Origin of the sequence: Qipengyuania nanhaisediminis, assembly GCF_900115585.1 — a bacterium.
Classification (GTDB): Bacteria; Pseudomonadota; Alphaproteobacteria; order Sphingomonadales; family Sphingomonadaceae; genus Qipengyuania; species Qipengyuania nanhaisediminis.
The window spans coordinates 33,549-49,556 of sequence record NZ_FOWZ01000003.1; the positions used below are offsets into that span (position 1 = coordinate 33,549).

General features: G+C 59.2%; 8 protein-coding genes, 3 tRNA genes and 3 rRNA genes. 6 read left to right on the plus strand and 8 right to left on the minus strand.

Annotated features, from left to right (window positions below):
- Positions 1-19: 19 nt before the first annotated feature.
- Positions 20-1,012 carry a retroviral-like aspartic protease family protein gene (locus BM173_RS09060; RefSeq protein WP_245755839.1) on the minus strand — a complete coding sequence of 331 codons (993 nt, stop codon included), beginning with the start codon at positions 1,010-1,012 and terminating at the stop codon, positions 20-22.
- A gap of 747 nt (positions 1,013-1,759) precedes the next feature.
- On the opposite strand from BM173_RS09060, the gene BM173_RS09065 reads away from it, so the two are divergent.
- The 6 genes from BM173_RS09065 to BM173_RS09090 all read left to right on the plus strand — a co-directional run bounded on the left by BM173_RS09065 (position 1,760) and on the right by BM173_RS09090 (position 7,086).
- A 16S ribosomal RNA gene (locus BM173_RS09065) occupies positions 1,760-3,248 on the plus strand.
- A 184-nt stretch (positions 3,249-3,432) separates the two neighbouring features.
- Positions 3,433-3,509, plus strand: a tRNA-Ile gene (locus BM173_RS09070).
- A 15-nt stretch (positions 3,510-3,524) separates the two neighbouring features.
- Positions 3,525-3,600, plus strand: a tRNA-Ala gene (locus BM173_RS09075).
- 270 nt (positions 3,601-3,870) lie between these two features.
- A 23S ribosomal RNA gene (locus tag BM173_RS09080) occupies positions 3,871-6,662 on the plus strand.
- Positions 6,663-6,775: 113 nt separating this feature from the next.
- Positions 6,776-6,890: ribosomal RNA gene (gene rrf / locus BM173_RS09085) — 5S ribosomal RNA — on the plus strand.
- The 16S, 23S and 5S rRNA genes sit together here with 3 tRNA genes alongside, the layout of an rRNA operon.
- A 119-nt stretch (positions 6,891-7,009) precedes the next feature.
- A tRNA-Met gene (locus BM173_RS09090) sits at positions 7,010-7,086 on the plus strand.
- 96 nt (positions 7,087-7,182) lie between these two features.
- Here BM173_RS09090 and BM173_RS09095 read toward each other — a convergent pair.
- From BM173_RS09095 to hemN, 7 genes are all read right to left on the minus strand, one after another.
- Entirely contained in the window at positions 7,183-11,187 is a 4,005-nt protein-coding gene (locus BM173_RS09095) for an SdrD B-like domain-containing protein (RefSeq protein ID WP_143089618.1), read from the minus strand.
- Positions 11,184-12,116 (minus strand): fimbrial biogenesis chaperone, encoded by a 933-nt coding sequence (locus tag BM173_RS09100; protein ID WP_090480460.1) that lies wholly within the window; start codon positions 12,114-12,116, stop codon positions 11,184-11,186. Before BM173_RS09100 ends, BM173_RS09095 begins: the two co-directional genes overlap by 4 nt.
- A 63-nt stretch (positions 12,117-12,179) precedes the next feature.
- On the minus strand, positions 12,180-12,692 hold the full coding sequence (locus tag BM173_RS09105; protein ID WP_177201861.1) for a DUF4402 domain-containing protein: 513 nt from the start codon (positions 12,690-12,692) through the stop codon (positions 12,180-12,182).
- A 69-nt stretch (positions 12,693-12,761) separates the two neighbouring features.
- Positions 12,762-13,256, minus strand: a complete 495-nt coding sequence (locus tag BM173_RS09110; RefSeq protein ID WP_090480465.1) for a DUF4402 domain-containing protein — start codon at positions 13,254-13,256, stop codon at positions 12,762-12,764.
- Between the two features lie 138 nt (positions 13,257-13,394).
- On the minus strand, positions 13,395-13,901 hold the full coding sequence (locus BM173_RS09115) for a DUF4402 domain-containing protein (protein WP_177201862.1): 507 nt from the start codon (positions 13,899-13,901) through the stop codon (positions 13,395-13,397).
- Between the two features lie 50 nt (positions 13,902-13,951).
- The gene (locus tag BM173_RS09120; protein WP_090480470.1) at positions 13,952-14,515 is read right to left on the minus strand and encodes a DUF4402 domain-containing protein; all 564 of its coding nucleotides are present in this window, start codon (positions 14,513-14,515) and stop codon (positions 13,952-13,954) included.
- Positions 14,516-14,680: 165 nt separating this feature from the next.
- Positions 14,681-15,994 (minus strand): oxygen-independent coproporphyrinogen III oxidase, encoded by a 1,314-nt coding sequence (hemN, locus tag BM173_RS09125; RefSeq protein ID WP_090480473.1) that lies wholly within the window; start codon positions 15,992-15,994, stop codon positions 14,681-14,683.
- Positions 15,995-16,008 lie beyond the last annotated feature (14 nt).

A 16,008-nucleotide genomic window follows, 5' to 3' on the forward strand; every position in this document is an offset into this window, starting at 1 on the left:
CCTGCCTTCGCCGACAAGTTCAGGGTCCGGGTCGGTTCTGAAAGATGCCGTTCTGCATGAGCGATGGCCGTGCCGTCTCGCGCGGCAAGTCGAACAAGACCGTGCGGCTGGAGAAGTCGATCGCGACGCGTTCGAACATGGACAGGTTGCGCAAGCCGAGAATTAGCGCGGGCTTGTCCGTATAGCCCAGCGCGTGGAAAGCCGGGCTGTCGGCAAAGCCGATCGGTGCCCTCTTTATAGTGACGCCGCCAATTGCGATCTCTCTTACATAGGCAAGGTCGCTGCTCAGCTGCACGCCGTTGACGTCCGATATGAAGAGCTCGTCGCGTTCGCCCTTGCGGCGGGACAGCCTGTCGAGGAGGGCGGGGTTGCCGAACGAGTGCTGGGCGCCCGTGTCGATGATGACTGCCGTGCGGATGCCGTTCACCTTGGCATCGGTGATGATCATCTGTCCCAGTTTGTTGCGCGCGCGTACTATGATTTCGTAACCGCGGTTGCCTCCCAGCTGCTCTGCATCGGCGACGGCGATCCGGTCTTCCTTGAAGTCCATCGCCACGCGCAGGTCCTGCAGGCTGTCGAGTCCAAGGATCCCGTCGGCTCCTATATGACGGCCTTCCAGCAATGGGGCGACCATGCCGTTGAACACGCGGTCGGCAAACTCGAGCCCGTCGAGCTCCACCGTATCCACTGTCTCGGTCGACCCCATGGCGACCAGCAACGCGCGCCCGCTCGGTTCGAGGGCCAGGGCATCGGTCACCGCGCGGGTGACGACGGTCGCCTGTGCGCCAGTGTCTATAAAGAAGCGGAAAGGACCCTGTCCGTCGATTGTCACCGGGACGGTGAGGCGTTCGTAGCGATCGCGGTCGAGTTGCAGCTCGTCGATCTGAGGCAGTTCTTCTGCCTGGGGCATGACGGGCGGCGCCGCAGCCGGCTCGCTTTGCGACAGCGACACTATGGATGAGCTTGCCGCCGAAGCGAACAAGGCGATCGATAGACCCAGCGAAACCGACATAGGCACTCTCCATATTGTGCGAGCATCCTACCACGCCGAGGCCCGATCTTCCAAAGTCGCCCGTGGAGGGGCGCTGCGCGATCGCCGATTCCCGAATCTCGCAGACCGCTGAATCGGATTCGGGGCGATTCACTGCGATTGTGAATCGGAATCAGGCCGATTCACCCGGACCGGAAACTTTTTTCAGGGCTGAATCGACCTCTCAAAGGGGGAATTTACCCCTGAAACGGGCGGGAGCCTTGAAACCGGGCCCGGACACCCCATCTTGGTCAGGCCTGACGGGACGTGAAAAACGGCGGAATTCTGCGGTTTTCGAAAAAAGTTCAAAAAACTTTCGAAAACTGTGTTGACCGAATCCAACATCACCCCTAGATGGCCCTCACCGACGCGGCGCTGGCGGCTTCCACCGCCCACCGCAACGGTCGCCAACATAGAGAGACAGCCGGTCCCCCCGGTATCAATCGGGGGAACAAAAGCTGTCTCCTCTACGATTGTTGAGCGGCTCTTTGACATTGTTAGTTTTTGATGAAGGGACATGTGGGCGACGGCGCCCGGTCCGGGGACCTCAAGGCTCCGAGTACCGGTTAATTCAAGCCGATTGCCACATCCTTCCAGGCTCCACAGTCTGGTTGCGATGATGCATGTTCATTCGTATCCATTACGTTTGACAGTGCAGGTATCGGCTCCTTGAAGCTCATGCCTAGCGGGTCGGCGATCTTCGGATCGTGCCTGCTTAGTATGTGACACAAACTTGAGAGTTTGATCCTGGCTCAGAACGAACGCTGGCGGCATGCCTAACACATGCAAGTCGAACGAACCCTTCGGGGTTAGTGGCGCACGGGTGCGTAACGCGTGGGAACCTGCCTTTAGGTTCGGAATAACTCAGAGAAATTTGAGCTAATACCGGATAATGTCTTCGGACCAAAGATTTATCGCCTTTAGATGGGCCCGCGTTAGATTAGATAGTTGGTGGGGTAATGGCCTACCAAGTCGACGATCTATAGCTGGTCTGAGAGGATGATCAGCCACACTGGGACTGAGACACGGCCCAGACTCCTACGGGAGGCAGCAGTGGGGAATATTGGACAATGGGCGAAAGCCTGATCCAGCAATGCCGCGTGAGTGATGAAGGCCTTAGGGTTGTAAAGCTCTTTTACCAGGGATGATAATGACAGTACCTGGAGAATAAGCTCCGGCTAACTCCGTGCCAGCAGCCGCGGTAATACGGAGGGAGCTAGCGTTGTTCGGAATTACTGGGCGTAAAGCGCGCGTAGGCGGCTTTTCAAGTCAGGGGTGAAATCCCGGGGCTCAACCCCGGAACTGCCCTTGAAACTGGATGGCTAGAATACTGGAGAGGTGAGTGGAATTCCGAGTGTAGAGGTGAAATTCGTAGATATTCGGAAGAACACCAGTGGCGAAGGCGACTCACTGGACAGTTATTGACGCTGAGGTGCGAAAGCGTGGGGAGCAAACAGGATTAGATACCCTGGTAGTCCACGCCGTAAACGATGATAACTAGCTGTCCGGGCTCATAGAGCTTGGGTGGCGCAGCTAACGCATTAAGTTATCCGCCTGGGGAGTACGGTCGCAAGATTAAAACTCAAAGGAATTGACGGGGGCCTGCACAAGCGGTGGAGCATGTGGTTTAATTCGAAGCAACGCGCAGAACCTTACCAGCCTTTGACATCCTAGGACGGTTTCTGGAGACAGTCTCCTTCCCTTCGGGGACCTAGTGACAGGTGCTGCATGGCTGTCGTCAGCTCGTGTCGTGAGATGTTGGGTTAAGTCCCGCAACGAGCGCAACCCTCATCCTTAGTTGCCATCATTTAGTTGGGCACTTTAAGGAAACTGCCGGTGATAAGCCGGAGGAAGGTGGGGATGACGTCAAGTCCTCATGGCCCTTACAGGCTGGGCTACACACGTGCTACAATGGTATCTACAGTGAGCAGCGATCCCGCGAGGGTTAGCTAATCTCCAAAAGATATCTCAGTTCGGATTGTTCTCTGCAACTCGAGAGCATGAAGGCGGAATCGCTAGTAATCGCGGATCAGCATGCCGCGGTGAATACGTTCCCAGGCCTTGTACACACCGCCCGTCACACCATGGGAGTTGGATTCACCCGAAGGTGGTGCGCTAACCTGCTTGCAGGAGGCAGCCAACCACGGTGGGTTCAGCGACTGGGGTGAAGTCGTAACAAGGTAGCCGTAGGGGAACCTGCGGCTGGATCACCTCCTTTCTAAGGATTGGTACGAAAGCGCCAGCGCTAGCCGCTGGAAGTGCTTCGCACCTTTTCAAAGAACATTGCCGTCGTCCTCATGTCCTTTCATCAATCGGATACAGCCTAACGGGCTTGCTCGTTAGATGCTGTTTGCCTGAGCTGGCTCATGCCGCCTGCGGCCGAAAGGCCTGCGCTGGCGCATAGGCCCGTAGCTCAGTTGGTTAGAGCGCACCCCTGATAAGGGTGAGGTCGGTGGTTCAAATCCACTCGGGCCTACCATTTACCTGGTCTTACGGGGCCTTAGCTCAGCTGGGAGAGCACCTGCTTTGCAAGCAGGGGGTCATCGGTTCGATCCCGATAGGCTCCACCAGGTAACTGGTCACAGACATCCGATTGAATGAAACGAAAACAGATACCGCATCTGGCGGTTAGGTGGTTTCGACCATCGCTCTTTGACATTGTGAATGGGTTTTTAAATCGATGCCGTGGCGCATGGATTGTACGGTTTGCCTTCGGGCAGATCTTGCGAGCTATGCATCACACAAGATCAATCAAAATGATTATCTGGCTGAGATATTCCTCCGCACTATCTTTAAGCGACTGACTTTTATGCAGGTCTGTCGTTGATGGTGTGGATTCTCAAGCGTGAGGTAAGAGCATTTGGTGGATGCCTTGGCATGTGCAGGCGATGAAGGACGTGGCACGCTGCGATAAGCGTCGGGGAGTTGTGAGCAAACTTTGATCCGGCGATTTCCGAATGGGGAAACCCACCCTCACCATTTCCTTTCGCGTCAGCTTCGGCTGGCTCGGAAAGAGGTGGATAGGGTATCACCGAACTGAATATATAGGTTTGGTGAAGCGAACCCGGGGAACTGAAACATCTCAGTACCCGGAGGAAAAGACATCAACAGAGATTCCCGTAGTAGTGGCGAGCGAACCGGGACCAGGCCAGTGCTTCTTCGTTAATTAGCGGAACACTTTGGAAAGAGTGGCCATAGCGGGTGACAGCCCCGTACGCGAAAATGATCGAAGAAGACTCGAGTAGGGCGGGACACGTGAAATCCTGTCTGAACATGGGGGGACCACCCTCCAAGCCTAAATACTCGCACATGACCGATAGCGAACACAGTACCGTGAGGGAAAGGTGAAAAGCACCCCGATTAGGGGAGTGAAACAGTACCTGAAACCGGATGCTTACAAGCAGTTGGAGCCCCATAGGGGGTGACAGCGTACCTCTTGCATAATGGGTCAGTGACTTAATCTACCATGCAAGCTTAAGCCGTTAGGTGTAGGCGCAGCGAAAGCGAGTCTGAATAGGGCGACTGAGTATGATGGATTAGACCCGAACCCCGGCGATCTAGGCATGGCCAGGTTGAAGGTGCGGTAACACGCACTGGAGGACCGAACCGGTGAATGTTGAAAAATTCTCGGATGAGCTGTGTTTAGGGGTGAAAGGCCAATCAAGCCGGGAAATAGCTGGTTCTCCGCGAAATCTATTGAGGTAGAGCGTCGGATGTATGCCGATGGGGGTAGAGCACTGGATGGGCTAGGGCTGCGCGAGCGGTACCAAACCTAACCAAACTCCGAATACCATCGAGTCTTATCCGGCAGACAGACGGCGGGTGCTAAGGTCCGTCGTCAAAAGGGAAACAGCCCTAACCTACAGCTAAGGTCCCCAAGTCATATCTAAGTGGGAAAGCATGTGGGAATCCCAAAACAACCAGGAGGTTGGCTTAGAAGCAGCCATCCTTTAAAGAAAGCGTAACAGCTCACTGGTCTAAATAAGGGTTCCTGCGGCGAAGATGTAACGGGGCTAAAGATATGCACCGAAGCTTAGGGTTGCAGTTTACTGCAGCGGTAGCGGAGCGTTCCGTAAGCGAGTGAAGGAGAAGGGTAACCGACTCTGGACGTATCGGAAGTGCGAATGCTGACATGAGTAGCGACAAACAGGGTGAGATGCCCTGTCGCCGAAAGACCAAGGGTTCCTACGCAATGCTAATCAGCGTAGGGTTAGCCGGCCCCTAAGACGAGCCCGAAGGGGGTAGTCGATGGGAACCACGTAAATATTCGTGGGCCTGAAGATGTGTGACGGATGGTGGAAGTTGTTCAACCTTATTGGATTGGTTGGGCAGCCAAGCTGTTCCAGGAAATAGCCTCTTCACTATAGACCGTACCCGAAACCGACACAGGTGGTCAGGTAGAGTATACCAAGGCGCTTGAGAGAAGTATCCTGAAGGAACTCGGCAAATTGCCTCCGTACCTTCGGAAGAAGGAGGCCCTGAATCGAGGCAACTCTTTTCAGGGGGCACAGGCCAGGGGGTAGCGACTGTTTAGCAAAAACACAGCACTCTGCTAAGTCGGCTTCAAGACGACGTATAGGGTGTGACGCCTGCCCGGTGCTCGAAGGTTAAGAGGAGGAGTGCAAGCTCCGAATTGAAGCCCGAGTAAACGGCGGCCGTAACTATAACGGTCCTAAGGTAGCGAAATTCCTTGTCGGGTAAGTTCCGACCTGCACGAATGGCGTAACGACTTCCCCACTGTCTCCAGGATATGCTCAGCGAAATTGAATTCTCCGTGAAGATGCGGAGTACCCGCGGTTAGACGGAAAGACCCCGTGCACCTTTACTGCAGCTTTAGAGTGGCATTAGGAAAGAATTGTGTAGAATAGGTGGGAGGCTTTGAAACTTGGGCGCCAGTCCGAGTGGAGCCAACCTGTGAAATACCACCCTGTTGTTTTCTGATGTCTAACCTAGATCCGTTATCCGGATCAGGGACCCTCTATGGCGGGTAGTTTGACTGGGGCGGTCGCCTCCTAAAGAGTAACGGAGGCGCGCGATGGTAGGCTCAGGACGGTTGGAAACCGTCTGCAAGAGTGCAATGGCATAAGCCTGCCTGACTGCGAGACTGACGAGTCGAGCAGAGACGAAAGTCGGTCATAGTGATCCGGTGGTCCCTCGTGGAAGGGCCATCGCTCAACGGATAAAAGGTACGCCGGGGATAACAGGCTGATGATTCCCAAGAGCTCATATCGACGGAATCGTTTGGCACCTCGATGTCGGCTCATCACATCCTGGGGCTGGAGCAGGTCCCAAGGGTTTGGCTGTTCGCCAATTAAAGTGGTACGTGAGCTGGGTTCAGAACGTCGCGAGACAGTTTGGTCCCTATCTGCCGTGGGCGTCGATACTTGATAGGAGTTGCCCCTAGTACGAGAGGACCGGGGTGAACGTACCTCTGGTGTACCAGTCATCCTGCCAAGGGTGCCGCTGGGTAGCTATGTACGGACGGGATAACCGCTGAAAGCATCTAAGCGGGAAGCCTCCCTAAAGATAAGGTATCTTCGAACCGTCGTAGACCACGACGTTGATAGGCCGGGTGTGGAAGCGCAGTAATGTGTGAAGCTAACCGGTCCTAATAGTTCTTTTCGCGCTTGTAGGATCCATACCATCAACGACAGCCCTGTGGGTTGTCCGCGAGGTGGAGGAAACTCTAGCCGGATAACGCCCTGTATCGTGCATCGATTTAACCCATGTCCGCCTGCTTCATTGCTTGGTGACCTTAGCGTCTGTGACCCACCCGATCCCATCTCGAACTCGGCCGTGAAACCGGACAGCGCCGATGGTACTAGTGCTCAAGCACTGGAAGAGTAGGTCGTCGCCAGGCATTGCAGCCGGCGGACATTGGTAACAAACCCATTCACAGTTTCAAAAGCCGCTGCCGGTGTTAACCGAGCGGCGGCTTTTGTGTCTCTGGACCAGATGTCCAGATGTCAGTCACGGTGCCGCGGGGTGGAGCAGTCCGGTAGCTCGTCAGGCTCATAACCTGAAGGTCGTTGGTTCAAATCCAACCCCCGCAACCATGAAAAAGGCCGCTTACCCTCAAGGGTAGCGGCCTTTTTCCGTTTCAGGGCTCTCCACCAGCTGCGTTGGCCGGATAGTGGGCTTGTGTGGTTCCCCTATTTCCGGGCCGAGGCGACGTTTCCTGCGCAAGTACGGATAGCGATATCGCGCTGGATGACGTCTCCGTCGTAGGAGACGCTGATCGTATCTCCATCGATCGGGCAGAGGCGCAAGCGTTCGACCTGACCGGGATCTATCTGAAGCTGGTACTCTCCGGGTTTGACCCGTTCGAAGAAGTAATAGCCGTCGAGCTCGGTCTTGGCATAGTTCACCACGTTACCCTCGGTATCGAGCAGGCGCAGACGAACGCCGGAAACCCCTTTCCCGGTGCCCCCGTCGACGAACCGGGCGGTCCCCTCGATCTCGCTTAGAGTTACGATCGGATAGTCGATCGCATGCAATCGGCCCGAGCGCGGAACGACGTCGATGCCTTTCATGGCCGGCGCAAGATTGATGTCCGGCAAGGTGCTGCTGTCGACCTGGATGCCGACGCGCTGTCCTGTGCCGAGCCCGATCAGGCGAGCGACACCTTCGGAATCTGACGTGCCCGTCTGGTTGTAGGCAACGAAGTCGATGCCTTTGATCGTCTCGTCGACCGGCCCATAGACGCCGTCGCCATCCCTGTCGCGGAAAGCGCGCAAGGTCGCACCACCCGAGCTTGCCATGCCAGGCTTGGCCAGGAACAACCCGCCGCGCAGCGGATCGCGGCCGAGGCTGAAACCGAGGCGAAGTCCGACGAAATAGGATTTGTCGACGAATGAGTAATTGGCATCAAGCGCCAGGGTGAATTCGTCGAAGTCCCGAATGCCCGACGCACCGAAAAAGGGCTTGGCTTCTTCGAAAACATATCCGGCCTGCCCGCGTAGAGAAGTCCGTTCGTCGAGGGCGTGATCGACCTGCACGCTCGTACTGATGAGATCAGCGTCCGGAAGTACGGAATAGCCGAGGGACAATCTGCCGCGTGTTTTGGACCGGCCGAGCGTTGCGAGATCGAAGCTGCCGAACAACTGGTTGTTGGTTTCCAGCCCCGCACCGCTGATGCGCGAATATTCCATGCTGTTCGATACCAGCAGCCCCGCGGCGCGTGTCGATGCGCGCACACCCGCGGCGAGGGTATTGCGGCCGTCGACAGTTTCGTACGTGCGGAACCGTGCGCTTACGGGAATCGACAGGTTCGCCTTCTCCCCGCCGAGCCCGATTGTGGTGTTGAAGTCGACTTCGGTGGCGCGGCGGAGGAATTCCGTGCCCAGTGCGACTGTCTCGTCAGGAAATTCGCCGCTGTATTCGGTGTGGTTGATCGTGATGGCAGATCGCCCGAACCGTCCGCCCAGTCCGCCGCTGATAGCAAAGGCGCCCCCGTCGGCTATTCCGGCATCGGCGCGCACGGCCACCCCGTCGAAGCCGGTGCGGATACCTGCCGTTCCCAGCCACCTCTCTTCACCTTCGCGCTCGAACCATGCGCCGCCGAGAATGGTCGTGATGTCCGAGGTGAGGCCGTAAGACAGCTGGCCGGAAGTGCGCCAGGCGCCATAGTCGCGAGGCTCGAAAAAGTTGGGCGGCTTCACGCCGAACAGGTTCCGGTCCCGTTGGGCCGCATCCAGGCTGTAGACCAGCTTGCCCTTCGCAAGCCTGCCGTCGCCGACGGTGATGCGCTCGACCTTCTCGCTTCGCTGGCCTTGCGGGCCAAAGAATACGAGGCGGAACACGTTGAGCCCGAAATCCACCGGTACTTGCAGGAATTCGTACTGACCGTTCGAAGCCTCGCTGGTCGAGCCGATGAGGATATCGTTGCGATAAAGCTCGACCTCGTATCCGGCAGGCAGGATACCGCGCAGGTCTATCTGGTCGAACACCGACCCCACGTCCGACGGCGCATTGGTGACGGTAAAGCCTCGTCCGGCGACGCTGCGCAGGCCCAGCGGCATGGTCGTGGAGTTGATATCGCCGACACTGAAGGAAGTCGCCTCAAGCGGCCCCAGCAAGTCGGCGTCCGGATCCACCCGGCCAACCTTGAACAGCGACGCGGTCAGTCCGTTCACGGTATCACCGCTGAGGTAGCTTTCGGCAGTCAGGAAAGCGAGGTCCCCGGCAAGGAAGACATCCGCTTCCGCACGGGTTCCGAAGGTCCGGTCCGAAACCGCGCGCAGTTCGATATCGGCGGTCGGGAAGGAAATCGGTTCGTATGCCAGGTCGACCCGCTCGAATGCCTTCGCCTGGGGATTGTCCTGCCGTGCCTCCAGCCTCGCCCGCCTCGCTTCGCGCGCAGAGCGCTCCTCGAAAGGGAAGCGTTCCAGAGTGGTAATGTGGATCGTCTGGGTCCTCAGATCCGGTTCCACCTCGAGCGGGAACAGCCTCTCGAACTGGTCAAGCCGGAGGAACATCTCGCCGTCGAAGTCAGCGGCCAGAAGGCCTTCGGTCTCGATGGTCTTGTCGCCCGCTACGATAGTGCCTTCGCGCAGATCGATGGTCAGGGTGCGATCTTCGCTCAGGATCCAGCCATGCGCATAGCGACCGTCGTCGGTGACGGTTATGGCGAGGTCCAGAATGCGGGCGATACTGCCGAGAGGAAGGTACAGGCCCGAGCGGGTGCCGTACCCGATAATCGTGTCGCTTTCCTTGGCGTTGTTCACCCGAACTTCGAGGATGAGCTCGTCTTGGTAGGAGATGAGCGGCCCGTCGTCTCCAAGATTGCCTGCCAGGCCCGGTGCGGAGGCGAAGGCATTGTCGGTCGCAGCGGTTCCGCCGTCGAGGACGGGCGAAGTTGCTGTGGGCTCGGGAATGCCCGGCATACCCTGCGCGCTCCCTGCCTTGGCTGCGGGCCGCTTGACCAATGCTGCCGTCAGCGGCGCATAAGAAGCGACATTGTCTGCCGACAGCCCTGTCGGTTGGGGCCGGGGCGTGCTTTGGCCTTTTTCTGAGGCGACGCGCTCCAGCTTCTCGGGATCGGAGGCTGGAAGTGTAGGAGGGCCCGCTTGTATTCCGGTTGCGAGCGTTTGTCCGGACGGTTGAGGTCGCGGCGAGAGCTGCGCTGCATCTGGGCCTGTATCGCTAGCTGTCGTGCCTGGAGCAGCGAAGGTTTCCGGCGCTGCAGCGCTAGCCGGCGCATTCGAGAGGCTCTGCGCTTGGGGCTCCTGGAGCGGCGCGATCGAAAGGTAATCCTCCGCAGCCTGATTGGAGATGGCCGCGGCGGCGCCGGTCTGGTCGGGCGACGGCGGGGCGAGAGCGTCTGACCCGATGATCAGTCCCTCTTCGCCAACGACTTCCCCACCGGCGGCTTGAGGCTTCGTGAGAGCAGCAAAGCTATCGCCGGTTGGCTGAGGCATCTCGGTAGAGGGCGGCGCTGCTAAGTTATTCGCCGCAGGGTTGGCAATTTCTCCGATCCCGCCCTGCTGGGCGAGTATGGCCGTAGCGGGTTCGAACTCCGGCAAGGGCTCTAGGGTGAGCGGCGCAAGCGAGGTTGTCAGTTCAAGCGGCGCGGCCTGGATTTCGATCACGGATCGGTTACGCGAACCCAGAAGCTTCTGCTCGGGTTCGGACGCAGCAAAGGATTTGGCGGACCCGGAAGGTTCGTCAACGGTCGCGGTTCCGACCGATACGACGCGGGCCGTCAGATGATCGTCGCTTGCCTCGTTTGGCGAGGATGCTTGCGTTTCGGCGAGTGATTGCTCTGCGGCAGGCGGGACGAGGGGCTGATACCGCTCGATCGGTCCAGGAAGCGTCAGCTCGGTCAGCTGAGTAGCGCCGCTTGGCACCGACGCCTTGGGCGCGCCGCCCCCCTTGGCTTCAGGGCTGCTTGCAACTGAGGGCAGCGTGCTTGCGCTGCCAAGCAGGCTTGAACGCGGGGGAACGCTTTTCGGGGTCTTCGATGCTGCCGGATCGAAAGTGGGGGTGGGCAAGGGCTTGCGGAGGCTTACCGAAGATCCGGCCGCGTCCGCGTTCTGTTTTTTCGGCTGAGGTAATTTCGTGCGCTGCTGGTCCGGGCCCGGCCAAAGTCCGAAACTCACCGCCGCCGTAATCAGGCATGCGGTCCCGGCACCACCAACGATAACCCGTCTGTTCACGGCACTACGAAGCTATGCTCTGCAAGTTTGCTACCCGGGGCGAAATCGTCGTCCACGAACTCGATCTGCAGGCGAGCCCCTGAAGTCAGAAGCGAAGGATCGGTTTCCGGATCGATCGGAACGATGACTTCCCGGGCATCGATTTCGGGATAGATGCCGACCCCGCGCGAAACCGCGATAGGCTCTGCCGAACCAGCAGACTTGATGACGACGTCACCGAATGCCGAGCGCGTGCCGGAGCGGTTGAGAATGAAACCGACGGCCTGGGTGCCGTCACGCGCGGTGAGCAGCGTCGCACCGGTAATCCCGACATCGAGCGTGGTTTCGCCCACGCGGACAATCACCGGGATCGCGATGCCGAAACGCGGACGGATCGTGACGCCGATGCCGTCGGCCTGCTGCGCGCCGGTCGCTTCCTCGATGCTGAAGCCTTCCGCATCGGGCACCGAGGTGACCATGAAGTGCGACCGGTATTCCCCATCGGGCAAGTCGCTGGAGCCGCGGGCCATCACCCTGATCAACTGCGACTCTGTCGACCCGAGGCGCACGCGCCGCGGCGAATATCGCAGCATCTGGCTGGCCGTGCGGACCTTGGCCTTGGTAGCTTCGTCGAGCCCGTTGTCGAACGAGATCAGCTGGCCTTGCGGCGTCATGGCCATATCGACGATCTTGATTTCGTAATCGCCCGGATCGACTGCCTTGTTGTAGAGTCCCACAGTGGCGATTGCGCGGCGGCCATCGATCACCACGCGCTTGGGGAAGAGGTTCACATCTCCCAGTCCGCTGACCGATCCGGCAGGCGGGCTGGGCGCAGTTTGCGCAGCCGCATCCTGTGCAACCGACGTCCCGTGGCCGATCGCCAGAGTGCCGGCCACGACCAGCGTAGCGGCGGCGAGTTTGGATTTTGCGAAATTCGACCCGGATTTCATTGCTTTGCCCTTGAAAACATGGGCGCTGGGCCCAGTCCGGGTCATATCCTAGGCATGGTTAATTTACAGATAAAGAACGGCGACCTCGAAAGTCCCCGAATAACTGCCCGGTTCCTGGTTCGCGTCGACATGCAGTCTTCCGCCAACGTAAAGGTCATAGCTACCCACGGCATCGAACCGGCCGAAGCCCCGGTCGAGGTTCGTCCGGAAGCGATCGACCCGCATGGTCGAGGTGCCGTTCGATATATCGATGCGGTTGGGCAGGAAGATGATGAAGCGTCGCTGCGCCTCGCCCAGCACGGTGAAGCGGGCAGGCGCCCTCCCGTTCGGGAATGTCGTAAGATCGAGATTGGTGGTCACCGCGCCATCGGCAGCGACTTCGACGATCCCGTTGGTAAGCGGCTGCATCAAAGTGCCGAACCTGAGATCGGAAATGTTCACGATCGAAATGGGCTCTACCACACGCACCTTGGAAGCGCCTGTCACCGACATGGTATCGGTCGATTGCGCATGTGCCTGAGGAGCCAGAAGGCCGGCTAGCAGGGCGAAAAGCCCTCCGAGATATGTCCTGATCATGTGCCGGCTCATCGGTCAGGAAGCTCGGTGGGCAGTTGCCGACACGGTGCCGGCAACTGCCCGATCCGATTAGTTGTAGGTCACCGTTGCCGAGTAGGTGCCGGTGTAAACGCCAGCAGCCTGGTTGGCGCCGACGCTCAGCGTGCCACCGACCGAGAAGCTGTCGGAGCCAGTTGCCGAAAGCGTGCTCGAAGCCGGAGCATCGGTGGTGAACGACATGGTGTTGGTGCCCGAAGCAACCGAACCGCCAGTGGTCACGATGGTGTAAGCACGGCTGGCATCGCCAGTGACCGTGAAGCTGTCGGCTGCGTTGGTGCTGCCCGAAACGAACAGTGCATCGCCGGTAACCGAGCCAGCGCCGGTCTGCGACACGACGACGGTGCCTGCAGCGGTGCCGGGAATTACGATACCGAAATCGAGAGCAGCGCCAGCATCGTGAGTGATGGTGATCGGAGCGACGATTTCAGCGGTTGCGGTACCCGAATCCGTGGCGGTGTCGCCCGGAACAGCCATCGCAGGAGTTGCGAATGCGACTGCGGCAGCCGCGAGGATGATCTTCTTCATTAGGTGTCCCCTGGTTCGTACAATAGCGCGCCCAGCTATTGCCGGTGCGACCTAAGGGATAGAACCTAGGCTTTAAGGAAAGATTACCGGGGAAATAACGCGGAACTACGTGATCTTACGGGGGACCTTTACCTCAGGTTAGTCATAAGAAACTACCATCTCCATCTCCGCGACATAGGTGCCGGCAGTCGAATCCGGCGCCACCTGCAGCGTTCCGCCAACCTTGAACCGGTCACTGCCCGCATCGTCCAGCGTGCCTCTTGTGCCGGGGCCCTGCACGCTTTGCGTCGCAATCGTGATGGAAGTCACATTCAGCGTTCCGCCTCCTCCCGCACGTGCCGCCACGGCCTGTGCCGGAGCGGTCACGCGGTAACTTCGGCCAGCTTCGCCGCGCACATCGAAAATGCCGGGGCTGGCCGTGCAGCTGGAGCCGGACGGGCAGATACTGCGCAAGGAGCCCGTCACGCTCGTCGCTCCGCTGGATGGCGAAAGCGTCAAGGTGCCGCCCGTATCGCCGGTCGCAACTGTGCCGAAGCGAAGCGGTTCGATCTCACGGACGGTGATCGGTGCGACAACGGTGGCCGCTGCAGAGCCGCTCGCCTGCGCCCTATCCTGCGCCGAGGCAGAGGTGTGGGGCACAGTCACGCCCGCTAGGAACAGGGAAAAAGCTACGAGGTGGAGATGCCTTCGCCCGATCATTTGACCGAAATGACAGCTGCGTCGACGACGATGGGTATCTCGACCAGTCCGCCGCCGAAATTGCGATCGACGTCGATCCGGCCGCCAAGATTGAAAGCGCGCGAACAGACGCGTTGCCTGCAATTGGGCATCTCGATCCGGATAACCTGACCCGGACGCACCGCACCATAACCGGGAAGGTCGATCTGGTAACGCGACAGGCGCGCCGTGATGCCGCCCCGGACATAGGTCGAAGGTGCGGAAAACACGATCTCGATGACGAGATTGAGTTCGCGTCGGCCATTGTTGCCACGGTCGTATTGTACCACGAACCGGGCAGGGCCGACACCTGTATCATCGAGAGCGAAGATACCGCCGCTCGAAATTCCGCCCCTTGGGGACACCTCACGGAAGCCTGATGTCGGCACGGCAAAAGTGCCGAACCTCAGGGCCGATGGATTCTGGACGGAAACCTGGGGGCTGTTGCTTGCCGCAGGGGACGCCGCGAGTAGGCAGACGAGCGCGCAGGCCGCTGAAAAAGCGGAATTTCCTCGTATGGATTTCAAGCGGCTCATGCCCATAAGAACGGTCTGTGGAACGCGGCTGTTCCGGATTTCCTAATCATTTCAAGCAGTCGGATGCACCGAATTGGAGCTCTTCACTGCGCACGCTGCAACACGATGGTTAATAGAGAGTGTGCTTGCAAGCCTATTAACCCTGAGTGCAGGACTATGGACCGATTTGGGTCAGACGGCAGAGCTGAACTGGCGCATCGAAACGGCGCGATAGGTATCGAACAGGGCAGCGATCGTGCGTGCGTAGGGCAGGCCTTCGGGCAGGATCGTCAGCCATTCCTCGTCGAATGATGCGAGGCCGCGCTCCAGGAAGGGTGCGATTTCGCAGCGGACCTGCGCCATCAGCCTTGCACCGATCCGGGCACGCCCGTGACACAGCAATGCTTCGATCACGCTGCCACGATAACGGTCGTGTGCACTTCGCCTGATACCGCGCTCGGCACTCAGCAGGCCCTGGGAGGCCCGCATCCGATACCTGCCGGAATTCTTCTCGTTCTGCGCGAGCAGCCCCGGAAAGGACGAGATTGCGGAGGCGCCCAGTCCGATGAGATTGGCGGCCTGATCGTCGGTGAACCCCTGGAAATTGCGGCGCAGCGTACCCGCCAGCGCTGCTGACGCCATCGGGTCTGCGCCCGGTTTGGCAAAATGATCGAAGCCGACCGGTGTGTAGCCGTGCGTGCAAAGGTAGCGATAGCCGAGATCGGCCATGGCGAAGCGCGCTTCCTGATCGGGAAGCTGCGACGCGGGTATTGCGCGCTGCCTGGGAACGATATGCGGGACGTGGGCATAGCCGAACAGCGCAATCCGGTCGGCTCCCAGTGCGCGGGTGCGTTGCAGGCTGTCGAGCAGATCGTCTTCGCTCTGGCCCGGGAGACCGTACATCAGGTCGAAGTTTATCGAGCCGACACCGGCTTCCCTCAGCCAGTCGACCGACCTCAGGATCAGGTCTTCGTCCTGCACGCGTCCAATGGCCTTCTGGCAATGCGCGGCGAAGGTCTGGACCCCGAGGCTAGCCATATCGAATCCCGCCTGTCCGATGGCGTCGGCCCAGTCCTGCGACATCGTCCGAGGGTCGAGCTCTGTCGAAAGGATCGGGGCTTCGAGATGGAAATGCCGGGACAGCGCATCGAGGATGCCCAGCATATCGGCCGGCGCGATGGCATTGGGACTGCCCCCGCCGAAGGAAATGCGCCGAACGCGCGCATCATTCGGCAACAGGGCGGCGACGGTGGCGATTTCGGTGTGAAGGGCATCGAGATAGCTCGCCAGGCGATGCTGCCGGTTGGCCCTGCCGGTATTGCACCCGCAATAGAAGCAGATCTGCTCGCAGAACGGGATGTGGAGGTAAAGCGACACGTCGCCATGCACACTTTCCAGTGCCTCGCGATAGGCATTAGCGGGAAGCTCGCCGAAATCGGCGGCGGTCGGATAGCTCGTATAACGCGGCACGTGCGTTGCGAGCAGGTCGGGGTAATAGGTCCACATAGCGCCCGATTGCC